The organism is Kitasatospora sp. NPDC056446 (assembly GCF_042796115.1).
Taxonomy (GTDB): Bacteria; Actinomycetota; Actinomycetes; order Streptomycetales; family Streptomycetaceae; genus Kitasatospora.
Window position 1 is genome coordinate 42964 of record NZ_JBHTRF010000046.1, and the last position, 23726, is coordinate 66689.

A 23726-nucleotide genomic window follows, 5' to 3' on the forward strand; every position below is an offset into this window, starting at 1 on the left:
TTCTTTTGTGGGTGGTTCTTTTTTTTTTTATAACCACTCCCCCCCCTCGGCGCGGGGCGGCGCCCCCCCGCCGCGGGGCCTTGTCCCTCCTCCCCCCCCCCCCCCCGCCGCGCCGTCGTCCAGGCCCCGCGACACGCCCACCCCGCGCCAGGCGAGCGGCGCGAATAGCAGAGCGGCACGACCACCCGCCCCGAGCCGAAGGGGCGCGCCGGTGCCGAAAGGGAGAAGCGACGGAGTGAGGCACGAGCGCAGGAGCGCCGACCGTCGGCACCGGGCCAAGAGCGCCCCGGAGGCGAGCGGCGCGAGTAGCAGCGCGAGCAACCCGGTAACTGTCTGACCAGTCAGACAACACTCCCGGTCGCGAGGACCGTCGTACCCTTGGTAGGTGACCGACGCCGTAGCAGCCATCCCAGAAGAAGCAGCCCCGGTCCCGCTCCTTGAGCCGAAGGAGGGGATCCCGCCCGTCGTGGCGGACGAGCGGGCGCTGGCCGCCACGATCGCCGCCTTCGCCTCGGGAACCGGGCCGGTCGCCGTCGATGCCGAGCGCGCCTCCGGCTACCGCTACGGGCAGCGCGCGTACCTCATCCAGCTGCGCCGCGAGGGCTCCGGCTCCGCACTGATCGACCCGATCGCCTGTCCTGACCTCAGCGCGCTGAGCGCCGCCGTCGACGACGCCGAATGGGTGGTGCACGCGGCAACCCAGGACCTGCCCTGCCTGGCCGAGGTGGGCATGAGACCCCGGCGCCTCTTCGACACCGAGCTGGCCGGGCGGATCGCCGGCTTCGCCCGGGTCGGCCTCGGGCCGATGACCGAGAACGTGCTCGGCCTCAGCCTGGCCAAGGAGCACTCGGCGGTGGACTGGTCCACCCGCCCGCTGCCCGAGCCGTGGCTGCGCTACGCCGTTCTGGACGTCGAGGTGCTGGTCGAGCTGCGCGACGCACTCGAACAGGAGCTGGACGCCCAGGGCAAGCTCGACTGGGCGCTGGAGGAGTTCGCCTCGATCGCCGCCGCGCCGCGCCCGGCCCCGCGCACGGATCCGTGGCGGCGCACCTCGCAGCTGCACAAGGTCCGCCGGCGCCGTCAGCTGGCCGTGGTGCGCGAGTTGTGGCTGGCCCGTGACCGGATGGCACAGGAGCGCGACGTGTCCCCCGGACGGGTGCTTTCGGACGCCGCGATCGTCAACGCCGCGTTGGCGATGCCGCTGAACGTCGCCGCGCTGCAGGCCGTCCAGGGCTTCGGGCCGCGGGTGCACCGCCGTCAGCTGGAGCAGTGGCTGGCCGCCGTGCAGCGGGGCCGGGAGATCCCGGAGAACCAGTTGCCGCCGGCCGCCGCGCCGCACGACGGGCCGCCGCCGCCGCGGGCCTGGGCCGAGAAGGACCCGGTGGCCGCCGCCCGGCTCTCCGGCGCGCGCAGCGCGGTCAGCGAGCTGGCCGAGCGTCACCACCTGCCGGCCGAGAACCTGATCACCCCGGACCTGGTCCGGCGGGTCTCCTGGGAGCCGCCGGCCGACCGGGGCCCGGAGGGCGTCGCCGAGGCGCTGCGCCGGCTGGGCGCCCGCCAGTGGCAGGTGGACCTGGTGGCACCGGCGATGGCCGCCGCGTTCGCCGCGGCCGTGGTCGAGGCCTGACGGGCTCCCCCCGGGTCCCCGCAATTCCCCGGAAGGGGGTGCCGTCCGTACGGGCGGCACCCCCTTCGTCGTCCCCTGACCGCTCCTCGCCGTCACCGGTCACCGCCCACCGGCTGCCCCCTCGCTGCCCCCGGGAACGGCGTTCCAGGTCGGACGTGTCGCGGGACACACGGGCGGAACCCTCCGAGGGGCCTGGGCAGGCTGGTTACCGACCGGTAGCATGGCCGTGACGCGGCGCCGCTCGGGCTTTCGACGGCGGCAGCCTGCCCACCTCGAATTGTTGGTCCCTGGGAGGAGAGCCCCCGTGCCTCGTACCGCGAGGGACGTCGTCTTCGTCGACGGCGTCCGCACCCCGTTCGGCAAGGCCGGCCCGAAGGGCATCTACCACGAGACGCGCGCCGACGACCTCGTCGTCAAGTGCATCCGGGAACTCGTGCGCCGAAACCCGAACCTGCCCGTCGAGCGCATCGACGAGGTCGCTGTCGCGGCCACCACGCAGATCGGCGACCAGGGCCTGACGATCGGCCGCACCGCCGCCCTGCTGGCCGGCCTGCCGAAGTCCGTCCCCGGCTACTCGATCGACCGCATGTGCGCCGGCGCGCTGACGGCCGTGACCGCCACCGCCGGCGGCATCGCCTTCGGTGCCTACGACGTGGTCGTGGCCGGTGGCGTCGAGCACATGGGCCGCCACCCCATGGGCGAGGGCGTCGACCCGAACCCGCGCTTCGTCTCGGAGAAGCTGGTCGACGAGTCCGCCCTGTTCATGGGCATGACCGCGGAGAACCTGCACGACCGGTTCCCGCACATCACCAAGGAGCGCTGCGACGCCTACGCCGTGCGCTCCCAGGAGAAGGCCGCCAAGGCGTACGCCAACGGCGACATCCAGCCCGACCTGGTGCCGATCTCGATCCGCAACACCAACCCCGAGGTCGGCGAGACCGGCTGGGGCCTGGCCACCGTGGACGAGCCGATGCGCCCGGGCACCACGATGGAGTCGCTGGCCGGCCTCAAGACCCCGTTCCGTCCGCACGGCAACATCACCGCGGGCAACTCGGCCGGTCTGAACGACGGTGCCACCGCCTCGCTGCTGGCCGCCGAGGACGTCGCCGAGGAGCTCGGCCTCCCGGTCAAGATGCGCCTGGTCTCCTACGCCTTCGCCGGCGTCGAGCCCGAGGTCATGGGCATCGGCCCGGTCCCGGCGACCGAGAAGGCGCTGGCCAAGGCCGGCCTGACCATCGACGACATCGACGCGTTCGAGGTCAACGAGGCCTTCGCCGTCCAGGTGCTGGCCTTCCTCGACCACTACGGCATCGCGGACGACGACGAGCGGGTCAACCCGTACGGCGGCGCGATCGCCTTCGGCCACCCGCTGGCCTCCTCCGGCGTTCGCCTGATGAACCAGCTGGCCCGCCGCTTCGAGCAGCGCCCGGACGTCCGCTACGGCCTCACCACGATGTGCATCGGCTTCGGCATGGGCGGCACCATCGTCTGGGAGAACCCGCATTGGAGCGGAGCGGCAAAGTCGTCCGAGTTCGAGGGTGGTAAGTGAGCATGAGCAACACCACTGAGCTGCTCCGGCACGGCGCCGAGCTGTTCCCGGGCGAGGTCGTCACGACCGCGCACGTGCGCCACCTCGACCTGCCGCTGCAGGCCGGCAAGCTGGCCCTGATCACGCTGGACAACGGCTTCGACCACACCAAGCCGACCACCTTCGGCCCGGGCTCGCTGCTCAAGCTGTCCGCCGCGCTGGACCAGGTCGAGGCCGAGGCCGCCGCGGGCACCATCGTCGGTGCCGCGATCACCGGCAAGCCGTTCATCTTCGCGGTCGGCGCCGACCTCAAGGGCGTCGAGCTGCTCAAGGAGCACGCGGACGCGCTGGCCATCGGCAAGGGCGGCCACGAGGTCTTCAAGCGGATCGCCGCGCTGCCCGTCCCCACCTTCGCCTTCTACAACGGCGCGGCGATGGGCGGCGGCGTCGAGGTCGGCCTGCACGCCGACTACCGCACGGTCAGCGCGGGCGTCCCGGCGTTCTCGCTGCCGGAGGTCTTCCTGGGCCTCGTCCCGGGCTGGGGCGGCTGCAGCATCCTGCCGAACCTGATCGGCCCCTCGAAGGCGATCAAGGTCATCATCGAGAACTCGATGAACCAGAACAAGCAGCTCAAGGGCAAGGACGTGTTCGAGCTGGGGATCGCCGACGCGATCTTCGAGCCGGCCGACTTCCTGGAGCAGTCGCTGCTGTGGGCCGCCAAGGTCCTCAAGGGCGACGTCGTCGTCGAGCGCGAGGAGATCGACCGCGGCAAGGCCTGGGACGACGCCGTCGCCTGGGGCCGCCTGGTCGCCGACGCCAAGGTCCACGGCGCCGCGCCGGCCGCCTACAAGGCGCTGGACATCATCGCCCTGGTCAAGGACGCCGACCTCCAGGCCGGCTTCGACGCCGAGGACGCGGCCCTGGCCGACCTCATCATGAGCGGCGAGCTGCGCAGCGGCATCTACGCCTTCAACCTGGTGCAGCGCCGGGCCAAGCGCCCGGTCGGCGCTCCGGACAAGTCGCTGGCCCGCCCGGTCTCCAAGGTCGGCGTCGTCGGCGCCGGTCTGATGGCCTCGCAGCTGGCGCTGCTGTTCGCCCGCCGTCTGGAGGTGCCGGTGGTCCTCACCGACATCGACCAGGAGCGCGTCGACAAGGGCGTCGGCTACGTCCACGCCGAGATCGACAAGCTGCTCTCCAAGGGCCGCATCGGCAACGACAAGGCCAACCGCCTCAAGGGCCTGGTCTCCGGCTCGCTCGACAAGGCCGCCGCCTTCGGTGACGCGGACTTCGTCATCGAGGCCGTGTTCGAGGAGATGGGCGTCAAGCAGACCGTCTTCGCGGACCTGGAGAACGTGGTCTCGCCGACCTGTGTGCTGGCGACCAACACCTCCTCGCTGTCGGTCAGCGAGATGGCCTCGAAGCTGAAGCACCCCGAGCGGGTCGTCGGCTTCCACTTCTTCAACCCGGTCGCGATCCTGCCGCTGCTGGAGATCGTCCGCGGCGAGCGGACCGACGACGCGTCGCTGGCCACCGCCTTCGCCGTGTCGAAGAAGCTGAAGAAGACCTCGGTGCTGGTCAAGGACGCCCCGGCGTTCGTGGTGAACCGGATCCTGACCCGCTTCATGGGCGAGATCCAGAGCATCATCGACGAGGGCACCCCGATCGCCGACGTCGAGAAGGCCGTCGAGCCGCTCGGCCTGCCGATGTCCCCGATCGTGCTGCTGGAGCTGGTCGGCCCGGCCATCGCGCTGCACGTCTCGGAGACCCTGCACGGCGCCTTCCCGGAGCGGTTCACCGTCTCCGAGAACCTCGGCAAGGTGGTCAAGGCCGGCAAGCGCGGCTTCTACACCTGGACGGACGGGCAGCAGGTCCTCGACCCCGAGGTGCTGGAGCTGCTGTCCTTCGGCGACTCGGTGCTCACCGCGGAGCAGGTCCGCGCCCGCTCCCTGGAGGCCGTGGCGCAGGAGATCGGCCTGATGCTGGAGGAGGGTGTCGTCGCCGAGGCGCAGGACATCGACCTCTGCATGATCACCGGTGCTGGCTGGCCCTTCCACCTCGGCGGGATCACCCCGTACCTGGACCGTGAGGGCGTCTCGGAGCGGGTGAACGGCAAGCCGTTCCTGGCCCCGGGCGTGGCCTCGGTGCCCGCGTAAGGCGTAGCGGTACGACGGAGCCCCGGTGACCTCTCGGTCACCGGGGCTCCTCGCTGTGTACGGGGGTCTCGACCGCGGGCCCCCGTGGACGGATGCCTCCGGGCTGGGGCCCGTGAATGGAGGTGTCCGGGCCGGGCCCCGTGGACGGAGGTGTCCGGGCCGGGGCCCGTGGACGGACGTCCCGGTCTCAGTGCTTGAGGCGGTAGACCACGGTGTCGGCGAACACGCCGACCATCTCGTAGTGGGTGTCCAGCAGGTTCTCGATCCGGGGGACCATGACCGGCTGGTACGGGGCGATGCCGGAGTCGTCGACCACGACCTCGGGCAGGCCGTTGGCGAGCTCCTTGTCGAAGGTCTGCCAGGCGTTGGAGACGCTGAACTGCTCGCCCACGTTGGCGCTGCCGTCCTTGCCGCCGCTGTAGTTGGTGAGGAAGCCGGCGGTCAGGTAGCGGGTGGCGGGCTTGCGGTCGGCCAGCCAGTACAGCTCGGGGTGCATGCCCCAGACCAGCACGGTGTCCTTGGGGGTGGTCTGGGCGGCGACGGCGGTGGCCACCTCGGTGGTGCGGCTGAGCCGCTCCCCCGGCCAGGCCAGCGCCAGGCCCCAGAAGACCGTCGCGGCGACCGTGGTGTACAGCAGGACCGGCTTCCAGCGGATCGCCGAGGTGGCGACCGCCCCGGTGCCCAGCAGCACCAGCGGCGGGATCAGCTGGAGGTAGTAGTGGCCGAAGAAGTGGAAGCCCACGCTGACCGCGACGACCGAGGAGACCAGCCACACCCAGAGGTCGGCGGTCGAGCCGTGCTCCTCGCCGGCCACCGGCAGCGGGCGGTGGCGGTACTTGAGCCAGAGCCGGCGCCCGACCGGGAGCAGGAAGCCCAGGCCCGCGGCGGCCAGGATGGCCGAGTTGCCGAGCGCGCGGCCGAGCATCTGCAGCCAGGCGCCGCCGAAGGTGGCGTAGTCGCCGCTGCCGGTGACCACCCAGAAGAGGAAGCCCTTGGGTTTGGTGAGGATCACCGCGACCAGCGCTATCGGCAGGGTGAAGCCGAAGGCGATCTTGAACAGTGCGGGCGGCCAGCGCACCCCGCGCCGCCGGGCGTCCTGGAACAGCATCCAGAGCACCGGCAGCAGCACCGCGCCGCCGGTCTGCTTGGTCAGCGAGCAGAGCGCCACCGCGATGCCCGCGGCCAGCCAGCGGCGCCGCTCGGCGTACCGGAAGGCGGCGACCATGGCGGGCAGCATGAAGACCTCGAAGGTCGCCGCCTGGGTGTCCTCCGGGGAGAGCCCGATGGAGACCAGCAGGTAGAGCAGTCCGGCGCCGGCGCCGGCCCGGTTGCCCCAGCGGCCGCGGGCGATCGAGGCCAGCAGGATCGCGGTGACCAGGTGGGCCGCCACGGCCAGGGTGCGCAGCGGCCAGAGCGAGGCGGAGCCGAAGACCGCGAAGCAGGCCTGGTAGAGCCAGGGCAGCAGCGGGGGCTTGCGGTCCACCACGGTGTCGTAGAGCACCCCGCCGTCCGCCAGCATCCGGGCCTGGGTGGCCAGGAAGCCCTCGTCCGGGCTCCAGACGGGCCGGGCGAAGGAGGGGATGTGGGTGATCAGCGCGACCAGCGCGAGCACCGGCACCAGCCTGGTCCAGTACCCCTGACGGACATGGGTACGGACACGCTCGGGCAGGCGCTCGGCCAGTCCGGCGAGGCGGAGGCGGGTGGGGGTCGGCACGGTTGACAACCTACCGGGCGGGATCGGCGCGGATGGCGCCGGTCCCGCCATTCAGTACGATAGTCAGCTTGTTTCGTGACGAACTGTTACAGAGTTACGACGAACAGTCGTCAGCGGAACGGCCCAACGCCGTCCGACGACCCGGCGGCCCGACGACCGCCGGGTGCCGTGGACCCCGGGTCAGGCCTTGACCGGCGCCGCGTCCAGGCTGGCGACCAGCGCCGTCACCTTGCGGGCGATCGCCGGGGCGGTCAGACCGATCTCCTCCAGGATCTCGCTCCGGCTCGCGTGGTCCAGGAATTCCTGCGGAATCCCGAAGTCGCGCAGCGGCAGGTCCACGTCCGCGTCGCGCAGCGACTGCGCCACGGCGGCGCCGACACCGCCGACCCGGCCGTTGTCCTCGATGGTGACGACCACCCGGTGCTCGGCGGCCAGGCCCGGCAGGGCCTGGTCCACCGGCTTGACCCAGCGCGGGTCCACCACGGTGGCGGTGATGCCCTGGGCGGCCAGCAGGTCGGCGACCTCCAGGCTGGTGGGGGCCATCGCGCCGACCGAGACGATCAGCACGTCGGCCCGGTGGGCGCCGGAGGACTCCCCGGCGGCGCGCAGCACGTCCATGCCGCCGACCCGGCCGACCGCGGGGACGGCCGGGCCGACCGTGCCCTTGGAGTAGCGGACCACGGTCGGGGCGTCCCTGACCTCGACGGCCTCGCGCAGCTGGGCGCGCACCTGGTCGGCGTCGCGCGGGGCGGCCAGCCGCAGGGTCGGGACGATCTGCAGCATCGACATGTCCCACATGCCGTTGTGCGAGGCGCCGTCGTCACCGGTGACGCCGGCCCGGTCCAGGACGAAGGTGACGCCCAGCTTGTGCAGGGCCACGTCCATCAGGACCTGGTCGAAGGCCCGGTTGAGGAAGGTCGCGTACACCGCGAAGACCGGGTGCAGGCCGTTGGTGGCCATGCCGGCGGCGCTGGTGACGGCGTGCTGCTCGGCGATGCCGACGTCGAAGATGCGGTCCGGGAAGGCCTCGGCGAACGGGGCCAGGCCGACCGGGTGCAGCATGGCGGCGGTGATGCCGACGATGTCCTCGCGCTCGTGGCCGAGGGCGACCATCTCCTCCGCGAAGACGGAGGTCCAGCTCCGCCCGCCGCCGCTCTGCAGCGGCAGGCCGGTCTCCGGGTGGATCTTGCCGACCGCGTGGAAGCGGTCCTCGTCGTTGTTCTCTGCGGCGTGGTAGCCGCGGCCCTTCTCGGTGAGGCAGTGCACGATCACCGGGCCGCCGAAGCCGCGCGCCTTGGTCAGCGCGGACTCCAGGGCGGTCAGGTCGTGGCCGTCGATCGGGCCGATGTACTTCAGGCCGAGGTCCTCGAACATGCCCTGCGGGGCGATGAAGTCCTTGAGGCCCTTCTTGGCGCCGTGCAGCGTCTCGAACAGCTGCTGGCCGACCACCGGGGTGCGCTGCAGCGCGTCCTTGCCCCAGGACAGGAAGCGCTCGTAGCCCTGGGTGGTGCGCAGGGTGGCGAGGTGGTTGGCCAGGCCGCCGATGGTGGGCGAGTACGAGCGCTCGTTGTCGTTGACGACGATGACGAGCGGGCGGTCCTTGGCGTCGGCGATGTTGTTGAGCGCCTCCCAGGCCATGCCGCCGGTGAGCGCGCCGTCGCCGATGACGGCGACCACCGGGTCGTGCTTGCCCTGGAGCTGGTTGGCCTTGGCCAGGCCGTCGGCGTACGAGAGCACCGTGGAGGCGTGCGAGTTCTCGATCACGTCGTGCTCGGACTCGGCGCGGGACGGGTAGCCGGACAGGCCGCCCTTGGTCCGCAGCCCCGAGAAGTCCTGGCGGCCGGTGAGCAGCTTGTGGACGTAGCTCTGGTGGCCGGTGTCGAAGAGGATGCGGTCGCGCGGCGAGTCGAACACCCGGTGCAGCGCGATGGTGAGCTCCACCACGCCGAGGTTGGGGCCGAGGTGGCCGCCCGTCTTGGAGACCTCGGTCACCAGGAAGGTCCGGATCTCCTGGGCCAGTGCGGCCAGCTGTCCGGGCGTGAGCCGGTCGAGATCGCGCGGTCCCCGAATGCGGGTCAGCAGGGCCACCCGTTCCTCCTCGTTCAGTGTTCGCGGACCGCGGGCGGTCCGAGCGGGCGTCGCTGCCCGGTCCGACGGCAGGCCGGCGGTCACGGCCGGTACCGACCGGTCGAGTCTAATGTCCGCTTGCCGGACACCGAGCGGCGCGCCCGGTGCCACCGTTCGGTTACCGCCATTCCCGGAGGTCGGCCGGGGGGTGCGGGTCACGCCAGGTTGACGCACAGGTGTTCGGCCGCCTTTATCTCCCCGGACGGGGTGCGGGCGGCGCCGGGGCCGGGCAGGCCTGCTCAGAGCCGGCCGAGGGCGCCGGACTCGCCCATCTCGCTCATCACCAGCGCCAGCGCGCCCAGCACCTCGGCCCGGCCCCCGAGGGTGCCCGGGACGACCGACAGTTGACGGGCGGCGCTGGGGATGGCGTAGCGGGCCACCGAGTCGCGGATCGGGGCGAGCACCAGCTCACCGGCCTCGGCGAGGTCGCCGCCGAGGATCACCCGGCGCGGGTTGAGCAGGTTGCACAGGGTGGCGACGCCCGTGCCGATCTGCCGGCCCGCGTCGGCGATCACCCGGCGGCAGCCGAGGTCGCCCTGGTGGGCCAGTTCGACCACCCGGGGCAGCGTGAGGTCCGGGCCGAGGGTGGGGCCGAGCAGGGCGAGCAGGTAGCGGGAGCCGACGAAGGTCTCCAGGCAGCCGCGGTTGCCGCAGCGGCAGACCGGCCCGGCCTCGTCCAGGGTGATGTGCCCGATCTCACCCGCCGTACCGCCCGGGCCGCGGTAGATCTGGCCGTTGACCACCAGGCCGGCCCCGACGCCGCTGGCGACCTTGATGTACGCCAGGTCGCTCAGGCCGCGGCCGGCGCCCCAGACCAGCTCGCCCAGCGCGCCGAGGTTGGCGTCGTTGTCCACGTGCACCGGCATGCCGAGCCGCTCGCCCAGCTCCCGGCCGGGGGCGATGCCCGTCCAGCCGGGCAGGATCGCGGTGGAGCCGAGCGCGCCGGTCTCCACGTCGATCGGGCCGGGCACGCCGAGGCCGACGCCGATCACCTTGTCCGGGCGGAAGCCGGCCTGCGCCAGCAGTCGCTCGACCATCGCCTCGGCGCGGTCGAAGCCCTGCTGGGCGGAGACGTCCACGTCGATCGGGGCGCTCTCCTCGGCCAGCACCCGGTGGGCCAGGTTGCCGACCGCGACCCGCAGGTGGGTGTGGCCGAAGTCGATGCCGACCACGATGCCGGCGTCGCCGCTGAGCGAGACGCTGCGGGCGCGACGGCCGCCGGAGGAGGTGTCGGCGACCACGACGGTGCCGCTCTCCTTCAGTTCCCGCACGATGTTGGACACGGTGGCCGCGGAGAGGCCGGTGCCGCGGGCGATCTCGGCCTGGGTGAGCGAGCCGGCCATCCGCACCGCGCGCAGCACCCGCTCCAGATTCGCCCGGTGCAGGGACGACTGTGAGCCCGGTGTGTCCGTCGACATGATCCACCCTCCCAGGGCGGGGACCCCTCCGCCGGGTGTCCCCTTCAACTCCTGAAGGGTAAGGCCCGGGGGCGCGGGCGGGAGGTGGTCCGGCGGCGGGGCCGGGCGCCCGCCCGACGGCGGCCCGCGGTCACGCCGGGGTTTCGGGGGTGCGGGCGGGGTGACCGCGGGGTGAAGGTGTTGCACCACCGGGACCTGCGGGGACGGGGTTCGGCCGTCCCGGCGGCGGCCGAAAACCGCACACCACTAGCATGGTGCCCACTTCTCACCCGTCCCACCGGAACCGTGAACGGTACCGGCAGCGGACGCTTCCAGACATGACGGGGAATCAGATGGCAGGGGATCACCCTACGCCCGGGGCGGGCGAAGCGCCCGGCACCGGTCCGCAGGACAACCGGGGCGTCTCGTTCGGACGGCCTCCGGGCGGCGGTGTGGATCCGGCCGCCGTCGCGGACCAGATGACGCAGCTCGACGGCTCGGCCGTCCCGGGGCCCGCCGCCCCCGCCGGGCCGCCGCCCGCACAGCCGCCGGCACCGCCCGTACAGCCGCCCGCGCAGCCGCCCGTCGGCGGCGCCGAGTACGCGGCGTACGCGCCGACCGCGGCCGGCTTCCCCACCCAGGCCCCGCCGCCGCCCGGCGCACCGGTCGGCCCGTACGACCCGGTGGCCGGTGCCGGCTACGGCGCCCCGGACCCCGCCCAGGGCTACGGCACCGGCGGCTACGCCTACCCGCCGCCGCAGCAACAGCCCGCGTACGGCTACCCCGGTCCGCCCGTCGCGCCCAAGCAGCGCAACCCGGTGATGCTGTGGGGCGGGATCATCGGCGGCGTGCTGGCCGTCGCCATCGCCGTCTCCCTGGTCGTCCTGCTGAAGGACGACCCCTCCCCCACGCCCGGTCCGGGCCCCGTGGCGAGCGACAGCAACAGCGTCGGGCCGAACAACAACAGCCCCGCCCCCGGCCCCGCGCCCAAGGGCGGCGCCACCTTCAACGTCGCCTGGAACGCCCCCAAGGGCACCAACACGGACAGCTCGAACCAGATGCTCGGCGTCTGGGGCACCGACAAGCTGGCCGTCCGCGTCGACAGCAGCGGCATCAAGGGCTACAACCTGACGGACGGCAAGGAGGCCTGGACCATTCCCGTCCCGGCCGGCAGCAAGGAGCTGTGCACCGCCTCGTACGGGGCCAACTCCAAGAGCATCGCCGCCGTCTCCTTCAACACCGGTGACAGCGACTGCTCCACCGTCGGCGCCGTCGACCTCAGCCAGGGCAAGCTGCTCTGGACCGTCAAGGTCTCGGCCGACCGGGTGTCCTCGCCGACGCTGAGCGTCACCGAGAACGTCGTGGCCGTCGGCGGCAACATGGTCGGCGCCCTGAACGTCGCCAACGGCCAGCCCGCCTGGCAGTTCCAGCCGCGCGACAAGGGCTGCAGCGTGCACGGCCGCACCGCCGGCGCCCAGATCGCGGTCAGCGACCGCTGCTACGGCGGCAGCGGCCCCAAGTCCCAGCTGGTCATCGTGAACGCCGACACGGGCAAGGCGGCGAGCACGCCGATCACCCTGACCGGCAGCATCGAGGAGGTCGGCGAGGTCGTCCAGGACAAGCCGCTCGTCCTGCTGATGTCCAGCGGCCCGCAGGGCGACTACGTCCTGCCGTTCGACAAGGACAACAACCCGGGCACCCAGATGTCCGTCAAGGAGCCCGGTTCGGACAGCCTGCGGCTGTCCGGCCAGGACGAGGCCTTCACCCGCAACGTGGTCAGCGGCTCCACGCTGTACGTCCAGGTCAGCGGCACCAAGCCGGGCATCAACGCCTACGACCTGAACGCCGGCAAGCGCCTCTGGTCGGCCACCGCGACCTCGTCCAGCAACGACATGCGCCTGGTCTCCGGCACCGACAAGGACGGCAAGATCCGGGCCATCGTCGAGCAGGGCTACGACAAGCCCGCCCGGCTGGTCACGCTCTCGCCGACCGACGGCTCGATGACCGACATCGGCACCATCGCGATGCCGAACGGCCTGGACATCGGCACCAGCACCTCCGAGTACCTCGTCTCCGACGACGGCACCGCGGTGTACGCCTTCCGTCGCTACACCGCCACCGACGGTCCGCTGACCAAGTGGAAGAAGTGACGGAGCGGTGATCCGGAAGCGGCACCGGACGTGACACCGGGGGCATGACCCCGGCTCACGGCTGACACGGGCGGGGCGGACACGGGCGAACGGCCCGGGCCCGCCCCGCCCGCGAATTTTCCGGCGGTCCCGTTCGTCGGACGTGCGAGGATTCGGACCATCAGCCCGACAAAGGAGTGCAGCGAGTGCCCGGCACAAACCTGACCCGCGAGGAGGCCCGGACCCGGGCCGATCTGATCCGCGTGGACGCGTACGACATCGAGCTCGACCTGGGCTCGGCCCGTGAGGGCGGCACCTTCCGGTCGACCACCGTGGTCCGGTTCACCGCCGCCACGCCCGGCTCGGACACCTTCATCGACCTGGTCGCCCCGAGCGTCGAGGAGATCACCCTCAACGGCGCGTCCCTCGACCCGGCGAGCTTCACCGACAGCCGCATCCCGCTGCCGGACCTGGCCGCCGAGAACGAGCTGCGGATCGTCGCCACCTGCGCGTACACCAACACCGGCGAGGGCCTGCACCGGTTCGTCGACCCGGTCGACGGCGAGACCTACCTGTACACCCAGTTCGAGGTGCCGGACGCCCGCCGGGTCTTCGCCAACTTCGAACAGCCCGACCTGAAGGCCGCGTTCGCGTTCACCGTGACCGCCCCCGCCGGCTGGGTCGTGGTCTCCAACTCGCCGACCCCGGAGCCGGCCGGCGACGGTGACACCCGGGTGTGGACGTTCGAGCCCACCGGCCGGATCTCCGGCTACATCACCGCGCTCATCGCCGGCCCGTACGTCGGTGTCTTCGACACCTACGAGAACGGCGACCAGAAGGTGCCGCTGGGCGTCTACTGCCGGCCCTCGCTGCGCGAGTTCCTGGACCCGGAGGCCGTCTTCGAGGTCACCAAGCAGGGCTTCGACTACTTCCAGGAGAAGTTCGACTACCCCTACCCGTTCCCGAAGTACGACCAGCTCTTCGTCCCGGAGTTCAACGCCGGCGCGATGGAGAACGCGGGCGCGGTCACCCTGCGCGACCAGTACGTGTTCCGCTCCAAGGTCACCGACGCCGCGTACGAGGCCCGTGCCGCGACGATCCTGCACGAGCTCGCCCACATGTGGTTCGGCGACCTCGTCACCATGGAGTGGTGGAACGACCTCTGGCTGAACGAGTCCTTCGCCACCTTCGCCGAGGCCGTCTGCCAGGCCGAGGCACCCGGCTCGAAGTGGCCCAACTCCTGGACCACCTTCGCCAACCAGATGAAGACCTGGGCCTACCGGCAGGACCAGCTGCCGTCCACCCACCCGATCATGGCCGACATCAACGACCTGGAGGACGTCCAGGTCAACTTCGACGGCATCACCTACGCCAAGGGCGCCTCGGTGCTCAAGCAGCTGGTGGCCTACGTCGGCCAGGACGCCTTCTTCCAGGGCGTGCAGGCCTACTTCAAGCGCCACGCCTGGGGCAACACCCGGCTGAGCGACCTGCTCGGCGCCCTGGAGGAGGCCAGCGGCCGCGACCTCAAGGCCTGGTCCAAGTCCTGGCTGGAGACCGCCGGCATCAACGTGCTGCGGCCCTCGCTCGTCCTCAACACGGACGGCGAGATCGAGTCCTTCGCCGTGCTGCAGGAGGCCCCCGCGCTCCCCGCCGGCGCCAAGGGCGAGGCCGTGCTGCGCCCGCACCGCATCGCGATCGGCCTGTACGAGCTCAACGGCGACACCCTCGTCCGCACCGACCGGATCGAGCTGGACGTCGACGGCCCGCGCACCGAGGTGCCGGAGCTGGTCGGCCGTCACCGCCCGGCCGTCGTGCTGCTGAACGACGACGACCTCTCGTACGCCAAGATCCGGCTCGACGAGGACTCGCTGGCCGTCGTCACCGAGCACCTCGGCGGCTTCACCGAGTCGCTGCCCCGCGCCCTGTGCTGGGCCTCCGCCTGGGACATGACCCGCGACGGCGAACTCGCCGCCCGCGACTACCTGTCGCTCGCGCTGTCCGGCATCGGCCGCGAGTCCGACATCGGCGTCGTGCAGTCCGTGCAGCGCCAGGTCAAGCTCGCCCTCGACGCGTACGCCGACCCGGACTGGCGCGAGCAGGGCCTCGCCCGCTGGGCCGCCGCCGCCGAGGAGCACCTGCGCGCCGCCGAGCCCGGCAGCGACCACCAGCTGGCCTGGGCCCGCGCCCTCGCCTCGGTCGCCCGCACGGACGGTCAGCTCGGCCTGCTCGCCGGGCTGCTGGACGGCTCGGCCGAGGTCAAGGGCCTCGCCGTGGACACCGAGCTGCGCTGGACCCTGCTGGTGCGGCTCGCCGCCACCGGGCGGGCCGACGAGGCCGCGATCGCCGCCGAGCTGGAGCGGGACAACACCGCGGCCGGCCAGGAGCACGCGGCCACCTGCCGCGCCGCCCGGCCGACCGCCGAGGCCAAGGCGCAGGCCTGGGCGTCGGTCGTCGACTCCGACAAGCTGACCAACTACGTCCAGGAAGCGGTGATCGCCGGCTTCCAGCAGTCCGACCAGCGCGAACTGCTCGCCCCCTACGCGGCGAAGTACTTCGCGGCGGTCAAGGGCGTCTGGGAGACCCGCAGCCACGAGATCTCGCAGCAGATCATCGTCGGGCTGTACCCGGCGCTGGAGGTGACGGCCGCGACCCTGGACGCGACCGACGCGTGGCTGGCCTCGGCCGAGCCGGCGCCCGCGCTGCGCCGCCAGGTCGTCGAGGCGCGGGCCGGGGTCGAGCGCGCGCTCAAGGCCCAGGCGGCGGACCGGGCGGCCGGAAGCCGCTGACCCGCTCCGCGCCTCCCTGCTGAGGCCGGAACCGCCGAAGGGGCGCCGGACGGATCGTCCGGCGCCCCTTCGGCGTCGTGCGGGTCGTGCGGGTCCTGGTGGACCTTCGCGCGCGGTGGTTACTTCTTCTTGCCCTTGCCGTACGGCAGACCGGCCAGCGCCGCGATGACCACGAAGGCGACGATCGGGAGAAACACGTACAGGCCGAGGGTCTGGCCGACACTCAGGCCGGAACCCGGGTCGTCACCGTCATCCCTGGTGAAGGCCATGGCGGGCGACGACAGCAGCATCATCAGCGTGACCGTTGCGGAGACCGCGCCGGCTCGCAAAGCGTTCCTCTTGTCCACGATTCCAACTTACCCGGCACTTATGGGACGGCGCGCGTCGGGGTCCGCCTGGTGGGGTCGGGGGGCCACGGCGGGCTTCACCCGGCGGGCGGGGTGTGCGCGGCCGGCGGCGGGGTGCCGGCACCCGGGGACCGGTCGCCGGCACCCGGGGAGCGGTCGCGGGGGCCGGGCGGGACGGCGAGCAGGCGGGCCAGGAGCCGGGCCTCGGGCGTGGCCGCCAGGCGGTCGAGGGTCACCGGGGCGCCCGTGCCGTCGGCGACCGGCAGGCGCCAGTTCGGGTACTGATCCCAGGTGCCCGGCAGGTTCTGCGGGCGCGGGTCCCCCACCAGGTCCGGCAGCCAGACGCCGACCAACTCCGCCGGGGTCGCCCGCAGGAAGCGGTACAGCGCGGGCACCGACAGCGGCTCCCCCGGCCTGAGCAGCCCCAGCGCGGCCAGCTCGGCCCGCCAGTCCGCCAGCTCCCCGGCCGCCTCCGCCTGCTCCTCCGCCAGCGGCCGGGCCAGCAGGCCGAGCCGGTGGCGCAGCTCGACGTGCTCGCCGGAGAGCCGCGCGGCCGTGCTCGGCAGGTCGTGGGTGGTGAGGGTCGCCAGACAGCCCGGCCGCCAGCGGTCCGGGGCCAGGATGCCCCCGCCCGCCTGCCAGTCCCGCTCGAACCAGAGGACCGACGTGCCGAGCACCCCGCGCGCCGCCAGCTCCTCCCGTACGCCCGGCTCGACCGTGCCCAGGTCCTCGCCGATCACCGCCGTCCCGGCCCGGTGCGCCTCCAGGGCCAGCACGCCGAGCATCGCCTCCGCGTCGTAGCGGACGTACGCGCCCTCCGTCGGGGCGTGGCCCTGCGGGACCCACCAGAGCCGGAACAGGCCCATCACATGGTCGATCCGGACCGCCCCCGCGTGCCGGGCCGTCGCCCGCAGCAGCTCCGCGAACGGGGCGTAGCCGGCCTCGGCGAGCGCGTCCGGGCGCCACGGCGGCAGGCCCCAGTCCTGGCCGTGCGCGTTGAAGGCGTCCGGCGGGGCGCCGACCGAGATCCCGCCGGCCAGCACGTCCTGCAAGGCCCAGGCGTCGGCGCCGTCCGGGTGGACGCCGACCGCCAGGTCGTGGACCAGGCCGACCGGCATGCCCGCCTCGCGGGCCGCCCGCTGGGCGCCGGCGAGCTGCCGGTCGACCTGCCAGGCCAGCCAGCGGTGGAACTCGACCCGTTCCGCGAGCTCCTTCTCCGCCTGCCCGACCTGTGGGCCGTCCGGGTGACGCAGGCCCTTCGGCCAGTGGTGCCAGTCCGCGCCGTGCACCTCGGCCAGGGCGCTCCACAGGGCGTGCCGGCGCAGCCACTCGCCCTCCCGCCGCCGGAACGCCTCGTACACCGCCTCGCACCCGGGCCCGCGCGGCACCTCATGCAGCAGCTCCAGCGCCTCGCGCTTCAGCGCCCACACGGCGTCGCGGTCGATCAGCCCGTCGTGGCCGAGGACCTCCGCGCGCAGCCGGGCGGCCCGCCGGACCAGCTCCTCCGCCTGCTCCCGCCGCGCCCCGTCCAGGTACGCGAACTCGGGGACCGCCTCGACCCGCAGGTGCACCGGGTCGGCGAAACGGCGGGAGGAGGGGCGGTACGGGGACGGGTCGGAAGGGGTCCCGGGCAGGGCCTGGTGCAGCGGGTTGATCTGCACGAAGCCCGCCCCCAGGCCGGCCCCCGCCCACCGCGCCATCTCGGCGAGGTCCCCGAGGTCGCCCATGCCCCACGAGCGGTCGGACAGCACCGAGTACAGCTGGGCGAGGAACCCCCAGCTGCGGCCCGGGAGTCGGGGCAGCCGCTGCGGGGCGACGATCAGCGCCGCCGCGGCCGTCCGCCCGCCGGACTCCGCCCTGAGCACATGCCGCCCGAGCGGCAGGTCGGCGGGCAGCCAGTGCGAGTGGCCGCACGGCAGCTCCCAACTGCCGCCGTCCTCCAGCTCCACCCGCAGCCGGGCCGCCGCCGGCACGTCCAGCGCCGTACGCCGCCCCTGCCGCACCACCACGCACGGCGGCAGCAACCGGCCCTGCTGCTCGGCCCGGTGACGCTCCAGCGCCTCCCGCACCTCCCCCGGCGTCCCCGCCGCCACCCCCAACGCCCCCAACACCGCCACCAGCGTCCGCGCCCCCACGGCCTGCCCGCCCGGCCCCGGATACCGGGCATCCACCCCGAACGCCTGCGCCAGCGCCACCAGTTCGGCGGGCGGCGGCGGAGCGTCCTGCGCCGGCACCTGCCCGGCTCCGTCACTGTCGTGGTAAGCGGCCACTCGCGGCTCCTGCGATGTCTCGGCAACGCCCGGTCAGGACTCCCCAAGTCCTACCCGGGTGACGGCCCGATGACGCTGCGCGACACGACGGCGCCGGGTGGATCAGCCGGGACCCACTCCGCCTGACAGTGATGAACGTGCCAAGCTCCGGGCCCAGCGTGGGGGTACGCGTGGCCTGTCCGTACACCTGATGACCGGTCTGCGCACAGTGTCCGGCAGACCACCGGGTCGACTTGGGGGCCTGCAGCTCGCCGGACAACGGCAGCGCAGTTCCGGTCTTCACCGGCGACGCAACCCCCCTCGAAGGCACAGCGACCCTACGATCTGCCTATCCGTCAATCTATTCGCCCAGTAGGAAAGATCGGAATGCAAGGCCTGCAAACTGCCACGCCACGAAGCAGCTATCCGACGATGTCCAGATAGTCGGCCATCTCGCGCATATAGCTGGTCAGGGCGCGCTTGCGCTCGCTCAGGATCTCCTGCACGGTCTCGGCAACCGAACTCTGGTGCCCCAGCCACTCGCAGGCTCACAAGCACGGGCGAGCTCGTTCCTGACAGCCGGCAGGCCGCCGGCTCAGGTATGACCGCGCGCCATGCCCAAGGTGACGCGGTTCCCGTCGTTCGCACTGGGCCCGCCCAGTCGCTTCCTTACCTTCGGCGACAGCTTCCACCTCTTCGCCTGCCTTACGCACCACCGCGCGAGCGTCGCCGATGACCTTGGAGCCTTCGAGCGCCTTGATGGCGGCAGTCACCAATCCGAAGCCTGACCAGTGCCGGGAGGCATTGCGGTGCGCTGCTCCGGCGGCGGCTGCCGCCACCAGCGCCGCCCTTCGGTACTCCCTGGCCTCGTCGGGGTGATTGTTGCGTGCAGCCACGGCTACGCCTCCATGGTCAGACCGCCTCACACCGCGTAGCGGTCCGGCTCGGCGCCGGCGATCTTCAGCTCCACTGCGTCCATGCTCTGGGCAGCCATGCGTTCCGCCTCCTCCAGTTGGCCCCGCCGTACCAGCAGCCAGTACATACAGCCGCCGCCGGACCCGGTCGCGAGCGGGTCCCCACCCTCCCGCGCGTCCGTGATGGCGCCTCGCAGGGCCACGTAGGCGATGTCGTACTGCCGCACCTACGTGAGGTACGTGCCAGCCAGACACAATGCCTCGGCACAGGCGAGCAGAGCTTGCCGGTGCTCGCCTGTGCCGTCGCAGTGGGCGACAGCCCTCGCGGCATCCCACAACAGGCCGGGCAGTCGGGCGGCGACGTGCTGGTAGCTGTCGGCGAAGTCCAGCACCCACGTGTATCGAACCGGTTCGAGCGTAGGCACGCAGGTTCGGCACCTCGCCGACAACCTGGCCGCTCTGATCCAAAAGCCCACAGCCGGGTGAGCACGGCACGAAGCGCGATGAAGTTGACTCTTGCACTCGGCCTTGGCATCCCCCGGGGGGCTCCTGGTACGCCCCCGGGAGCCAGGCGGTGAGGGGGCCATCCGGCGACCTCCGCCCGTTCACTATGACGGTGCCGCAACGTGCTCAGCCCGTGACCCCCCAGAGGGAGGGCTGGAGGTGAAGCCGACGGACTGCCTGCCGCTGCTGATGTTGCTCGCCCGGTCCGGCGGGGTCGTCGCCGAGCGGTGCCGAGACAGGAACGGGCGGCGGCTCTGCGGACGGGAGCGCGCGCGACCCGCGCCAGCGGGAGCAAGTCGACCGCTGGCGGAGCCCCACGCGTCAAGCTGCCGAAGATTCCCGGTCTCCGGCAGCCTGACAGACACGGCCATCAGCGGCGAAGAGATGAAGCATCTTCGCACGACAGGGCGCCCGCCCTTTTGCCGGCTATTGCCACCATCACGACCGGAGACCGCACCGAGCAAGGCCCTTCCGGATTTGGCGATCAATTATCCCAAATCATTCGGGCGGACATCATTCGATATTGATGCCGTTTCGGCGAGCAACTTCCCGAAACCCCCTAACGGCACTCTCCATGGAGTGCTCCAATTTCTCCAACTTCGGAACAAGTCGGTCAATATTTGATTCGGCAGCCACAGCGGACCATGCGGAGCGGTACGCGTCTTCCAACTCCAGAATCTCCTCAACGATTTCCGCACGCCGACCGAAGGTCAGTCCTACCTGACCTTGCATCCCCATGCTCAGTTGCGCCCTGGAAGAGATTAGATCGCCGAGGTGCCGAATGTGCATGACACCTACTTTCTGGCTCAGGAGAATATCGACCAACACCGCATCATGATGCTCATCATTCCAGCCCACTATACACCCCCTACCCCAAAGTCTTTCGAAGAGCAAGCACCCCGCGCGCACCCGCTGGTATATCTACTCCACCGGCCCTCAGGACAAAGACGCAATACGTGACGCAGCTGCTGTGGATTGCATCGTATCCACGCAGTGGGGCTCCGATGGAATCACGTTGAGCCTGCAAGGCTGCCCCCACATCAGGAACATGAAACGTGCGTTCAACAACATTGGATCCCAAGGGTAGAGCGCGATCCCCGGCAGTCGGAAGACCATGCGGGTTTCCAGTTCCATCCCAGCCCGGGATCACTTGCTCAGTCTCAAGCAACTCGCCATTTCCTTCAACGCGGATAGTGGCATGCTCCTCGTCCGTATCCCAACGTACGGTCGCTTTTCCCTCGCAGTTGTGCACAAGAACCGGCGAGGCTCCCGCCAGCACATAGTACGTGTGCTACGCGACCCCTATCTGCCTGCTTTTTCGCAGGTCAACGGTGGTTTGACGGTCCGTCGGAGTCCGTGGCTGTGCGCTGAAGTCCGTGGCTGTTGCCGTCTCTACTGCCGTCAGGGGTGTAGACCAATCGCCCTCGCCGATGGCGGCGCGCGTGATCCTACTGCCATGCTCCGGGCTCGGCGCGGACGACGGTGCGCGTGGTCTGCTCGTACGACTGGTGGCCGGTCTGCGCGCAGTGTCCGGCGATCCAGCGCGTCAACTCCTCGGGGGCGTGCATCCCTCCAGACGCGGCAGCACAGTCCCGTTCTTCGCCGGTAACGCAGAGCGCCTCGAAGGTCGGCAGCGCCATCGGGTCGGTCACGGTGGTCACGTAGTACTCACGGAAGCGGCAGCGGGTGACCTTACCCATCAGCCTTCCCCCCGTCCGCCCAGGGGGCCGGCGTTCGCGGGTTCACCCTCCTCGGCCACCTCCTCCCACGGCGCCGGGATGCGCTCTCCGCGCGACTCGGCGACCCTGAGCGCGCACCAGCAGATCGACCGCCTCGGCGGCTGCACAGAACCCGTGCGCCTGCTCGGCCAAAGCACCACCATCGACACGGCAACCGGTGAGGTACTGCGCTCCTACACCGCCGCCGATGAGCCCACTGGCAGCCTGCTGACGGCCTGCGGCAACCGCCGCGTCTCGCGCTGCCCGGCCTGCTCCCGCGTTTACGCCGCCGACACGTTCCAGTTGATCCGGGCGGGCCTGACCGGCGGCAAGAACGTACCGGACACCGTCCGCACCCACCCCCGCGTGTTCACCACGCTCACCGCACCCTCCTTCGGCCCCATCCACAACCGCCCCACCGACGCGGGCGGTGCCCTCCGACCCTGCCGCTGCGGCAAGCTCCACGAACCCGCGGACGCGCTGCTCGGCACCCCGCTGGACCCGAAGACCTACGACTACCCGGGCGCGGTGCTGTTCAACGCCCACGCCGGAGCCTTGTGGGCACGCTTCACCATCTACCTGCGCCGCGAGATCGCCGCCTTCGGTACCGACGCCGAACTGACCGATCATGCGGTCGCTGCCTACGTGGCCAAGTACGCCACAAAGTCCGCCGACTCATCGGGCGCTCTCGACCGCGCCTTGTTCTGCCGCCCCTGTCAGGGACGCGGCATGACCCTGGCCGCACACGGAACCCCGCTCACGTGCACCGCCTGCGGCGGCACCGGACAGGCCCGACCCCTACCCCGCCTCGCTGTCGAACGCCACGTGCGGCAGATGATCCGCACCTGCTGGGAACTGGGCAAGCGCCCGGAGTTCGCCGACCTCAAGCTCTGGAAGTGGGCGCACATGCTCGGCTTCCGGGGCCACTTCTCCACCAAGTCCCGCTGCTACTCGGTCACCCTCGGCGCGCTGCGCGATGACCGCCGCGCCTGGCGCACGGAACAGGCCCGCGCACACGCCGGCCTGCCCGACCTCGATCCGAGCACGACCCTCGTCATCGGCCACTGGGCCTACCACGGCTCGGGCTACAGCCCCGGTGCGGAACTCCTCGCCGCCGCCGTCCGGCACCGCAAAGAACTGGAACGGCAGTTCACCGCAGAAAGCGGTCCCTCATGAAAGCCGTGCTCCCCGGGCCCGGCGGGGACCTGCTGACGGTCCCCCAGGTCATGGCCCGCCTCCAACTCGGCCGCTCCGCCGTCTACGACCTGCTCCGCACCCGGCAGCTCGCCTCCATCACCCTCGGCCGCGCCCGCCGCATCCCCGCCTACGCCCTCAACGACTTCATCCGCACCCGACTCGAACAGGACGCCGCCTGATGACCACACCCCGCGACACCCCCGCCTCCCGCCGCGTCCGCGCCAACGGCGACGGCACCATCTACCAGCGAAAAGACGGCCGCTGGGAAGCCGCCGGCTACGTCCTCGCCCCCGGCAACACCCGCAAGCGCATCCGCGTCTACGGCACCACCCGCAAGGAAGCCCTCGCCAAACTCACCGAGAAGATCGCCACCAGCAACCGCGGCGTCCCCGTGGTCTCCGCCCAGGGCAGCCTCGGGGCATACCTGACGTACTGGCTGGAGAACGTGGCCGTCCACCAGCTCCGCGAGAACACCCACACCCGCTACACCGCCTGCACGAACCGCTACCTCATCCCGGGCCTCGGCAAGAAGAAGCTCGCCAAGCTCACTGCCAAGGACGTGCGCACCTGGCTCAACCAGCTCCGCACCACCTGCCAGTGCTGCGCCCGCGGCCTCGACGCCGCCCGCACCCAGCCCCGCTGCTGCGCGACCGGCACGTGCTGCGGCAAGCGGCTCTCCCCGCTGACCCTCGCCTACATCCACTCCGTGCTCAAGTCCGCCCTGGAGCACGCCGTCCGGGAGGAAGAGATCCCGCGCAACGTCGCCCGCAATGTCCGCACCGGGACACCCCGCCCCCGCCGCTTCGAACCCCTCACCACCGACGAGGCCCGCACCTTCCTCACCGCCACCCAAGGCCACCGCCTCCACGCCCTGTTCGAACTCGCCCTCCGCACCGGACTGCGCAAGGGCGAACTCCTCGGCCTGCGCTGGGAGGACCTCGACCACGTCAACGGCACCGCCAGCATTCGCCGTACTCTCCAGCGCACACGCAGCGGCGGCCTGACCACCCTCCCCACCAAGACAGTCAGCTCAGAACGCCGCATCGCCCTCCCCGCCTCCTGTCTCCTCTCACTCCGCGCCCACCGCACGCAGCAGGCCCAGGAGAAGGAGAAGGCTGGCGCGAGCTGGGTGGACGGCGGCTACGTCTTCGCCCGGCTCGACGGTCACCCCATCGAGCCGGCCACCCTCACTCGCTACTTCAAAACCCTGCTCCGCCGCGCCCGCCTCCGTCAGATCCGTTTGGTGAGTCGGCCCGGGGCGCGGTACCGGGATTACTCCCGGTCCGTTTCCCCGGACCGCTCTCCGAACCCGCCGTGCCGATCTCTCGGCAACGGG

The 23726-nt window shown here is 71.7% G+C and carries 17 protein-coding genes; 9 read left to right on the forward strand and 8 right to left on the reverse strand.

The annotated features are described in order from the left end of the window. Positions 1-385: 385 nt before the first annotated feature. The 3 genes from ACFQ6N_RS25950 to ACFQ6N_RS25960 all read left to right on the forward strand — a co-directional run bounded on the left by ACFQ6N_RS25950 (position 386) and on the right by ACFQ6N_RS25960 (position 5308). On the forward strand, positions 386-1627 hold the full coding sequence (locus ACFQ6N_RS25950; RefSeq protein ID WP_380653569.1) for an HRDC domain-containing protein: 1242 nt from the start codon (positions 386-388) through the stop codon (positions 1625-1627). 304 nt (positions 1628-1931) lie between these two features. Beyond that, positions 1932-3176, forward strand: coding sequence for a thiolase family protein (locus ACFQ6N_RS25955; RefSeq protein WP_380653572.1), 1245 nt, complete (start codon positions 1932-1934; stop codon positions 3174-3176). Positions 3177-3178: 2 nt separating this feature from the next. Then, the gene (locus tag ACFQ6N_RS25960) at positions 3179-5308 is read left to right on the forward strand and encodes a 3-hydroxyacyl-CoA dehydrogenase NAD-binding domain-containing protein (RefSeq protein ID WP_380653574.1); all 2130 of its coding nucleotides are present in this window, start codon (positions 3179-3181) and stop codon (positions 5306-5308) included. A 187-nt stretch (positions 5309-5495) separates the two neighbouring features. On the opposite strand, the gene ACFQ6N_RS25965 is transcribed toward ACFQ6N_RS25960, so the two are convergent. From ACFQ6N_RS25965 to ACFQ6N_RS25975, 3 genes are all read right to left on the reverse strand, one after another. After that, positions 5496-7022: an ArnT family glycosyltransferase gene (locus tag ACFQ6N_RS25965; RefSeq protein ID WP_380653577.1), complete on the reverse strand. Its 1527-nt coding sequence runs from the start codon at positions 7020-7022 to the stop codon at positions 5496-5498. A 180-nt stretch (positions 7023-7202) separates the two neighbouring features. Then, positions 7203-9110 (reverse strand): 1-deoxy-D-xylulose-5-phosphate synthase, encoded by a 1908-nt coding sequence (gene dxs, locus ACFQ6N_RS25970; protein ID WP_380653580.1) that lies wholly within the window; start codon positions 9108-9110, stop codon positions 7203-7205. Positions 9111-9388: 278 nt separating this feature from the next. Then, complete coding sequence (locus ACFQ6N_RS25975; RefSeq protein WP_380653583.1) at positions 9389-10567, reverse strand: ROK family protein; 1179 nt, start codon at positions 10565-10567, stop codon at positions 9389-9391. Between the two features lie 458 nt (positions 10568-11025). Between ACFQ6N_RS25975 and ACFQ6N_RS25980 the strand changes: the two genes are divergently transcribed. Further along, on the forward strand, positions 11026-12696 hold the full coding sequence (locus ACFQ6N_RS25980) for a PQQ-binding-like beta-propeller repeat protein (RefSeq protein WP_380653585.1): 1671 nt from the start codon (positions 11026-11028) through the stop codon (positions 12694-12696). A gap of 185 nt (positions 12697-12881) precedes the next feature. Continuing rightward, positions 12882-15461 carry an aminopeptidase N gene (gene pepN / locus ACFQ6N_RS25985; RefSeq protein WP_380653588.1) on the forward strand — a complete coding sequence of 860 codons (2580 nt, stop codon included), beginning with the start codon at positions 12882-12884 and terminating at the stop codon, positions 15459-15461. Positions 15462-15580: 119 nt separating this feature from the next. Here the strand turns inward: pepN and ACFQ6N_RS25990 are convergent, their stop codons facing one another. Beyond that, a complete protein-coding gene (locus ACFQ6N_RS25990) occupies positions 15581-15808 on the reverse strand; it encodes a hypothetical protein (RefSeq protein WP_380653591.1) in 228 nt (75 codons plus the stop codon). 77 nt (positions 15809-15885) lie between these two features. Then, complete coding sequence (gene malQ / locus ACFQ6N_RS25995) at positions 15886-18042, reverse strand: 4-alpha-glucanotransferase (protein ID WP_380653611.1); 2157 nt, start codon at positions 18040-18042, stop codon at positions 15886-15888. A 629-nt stretch (positions 18043-18671) separates the two neighbouring features. On the opposite strand from malQ, the gene ACFQ6N_RS26000 reads away from it, so the two are divergent. Next, the gene (locus ACFQ6N_RS26000) at positions 18672-18845 is read left to right on the forward strand and encodes a hypothetical protein (protein ID WP_380653594.1); all 174 of its coding nucleotides are present in this window, start codon (positions 18672-18674) and stop codon (positions 18843-18845) included. A 134-nt stretch (positions 18846-18979) separates the two neighbouring features. Here the strand turns inward: ACFQ6N_RS26000 and ACFQ6N_RS26005 are convergent, their stop codons facing one another. From ACFQ6N_RS26005 to ACFQ6N_RS26015, 3 genes are all read right to left on the reverse strand, one after another. Beyond that, positions 18980-19198 (reverse strand): hypothetical protein, encoded by a 219-nt coding sequence (locus tag ACFQ6N_RS26005; RefSeq protein WP_380653596.1) that lies wholly within the window; start codon positions 19196-19198, stop codon positions 18980-18982. Between the two features lie 790 nt (positions 19199-19988). Further along, positions 19989-20333, reverse strand: a complete 345-nt coding sequence (locus ACFQ6N_RS26010) for a hypothetical protein (protein WP_380653599.1) — start codon at positions 20331-20333, stop codon at positions 19989-19991. Positions 20334-20923: 590 nt separating this feature from the next. Continuing rightward, a complete protein-coding gene (locus tag ACFQ6N_RS26015) occupies positions 20924-21175 on the reverse strand; it encodes a hypothetical protein (protein WP_380653601.1) in 252 nt (83 codons plus the stop codon). Positions 21176-21253: 78 nt separating this feature from the next. Here ACFQ6N_RS26015 and ACFQ6N_RS26020 point away from each other — a divergent pair, with 78 nt between their 5' ends. From ACFQ6N_RS26020 to ACFQ6N_RS26030, 3 genes are all read left to right on the forward strand, one after another. Further along, complete coding sequence (locus ACFQ6N_RS26020; RefSeq protein ID WP_380653604.1) at positions 21254-22369, forward strand: replication initiator; 1116 nt, start codon at positions 21254-21256, stop codon at positions 22367-22369. Then, entirely contained in the window at positions 22366-22569 is a 204-nt protein-coding gene (locus ACFQ6N_RS26025) for a helix-turn-helix domain-containing protein (RefSeq protein WP_380653606.1), read from the forward strand. Before ACFQ6N_RS26020 ends, ACFQ6N_RS26025 begins: the two co-directional genes overlap by 4 nt. Further along, positions 22569-23726: tyrosine-type recombinase/integrase (locus ACFQ6N_RS26030; RefSeq protein ID WP_380653609.1), on the forward strand; the 1158-nt coding region annotated here is incomplete at its 3' end. The genes ACFQ6N_RS26025 and ACFQ6N_RS26030, both read left to right, overlap by 1 nt.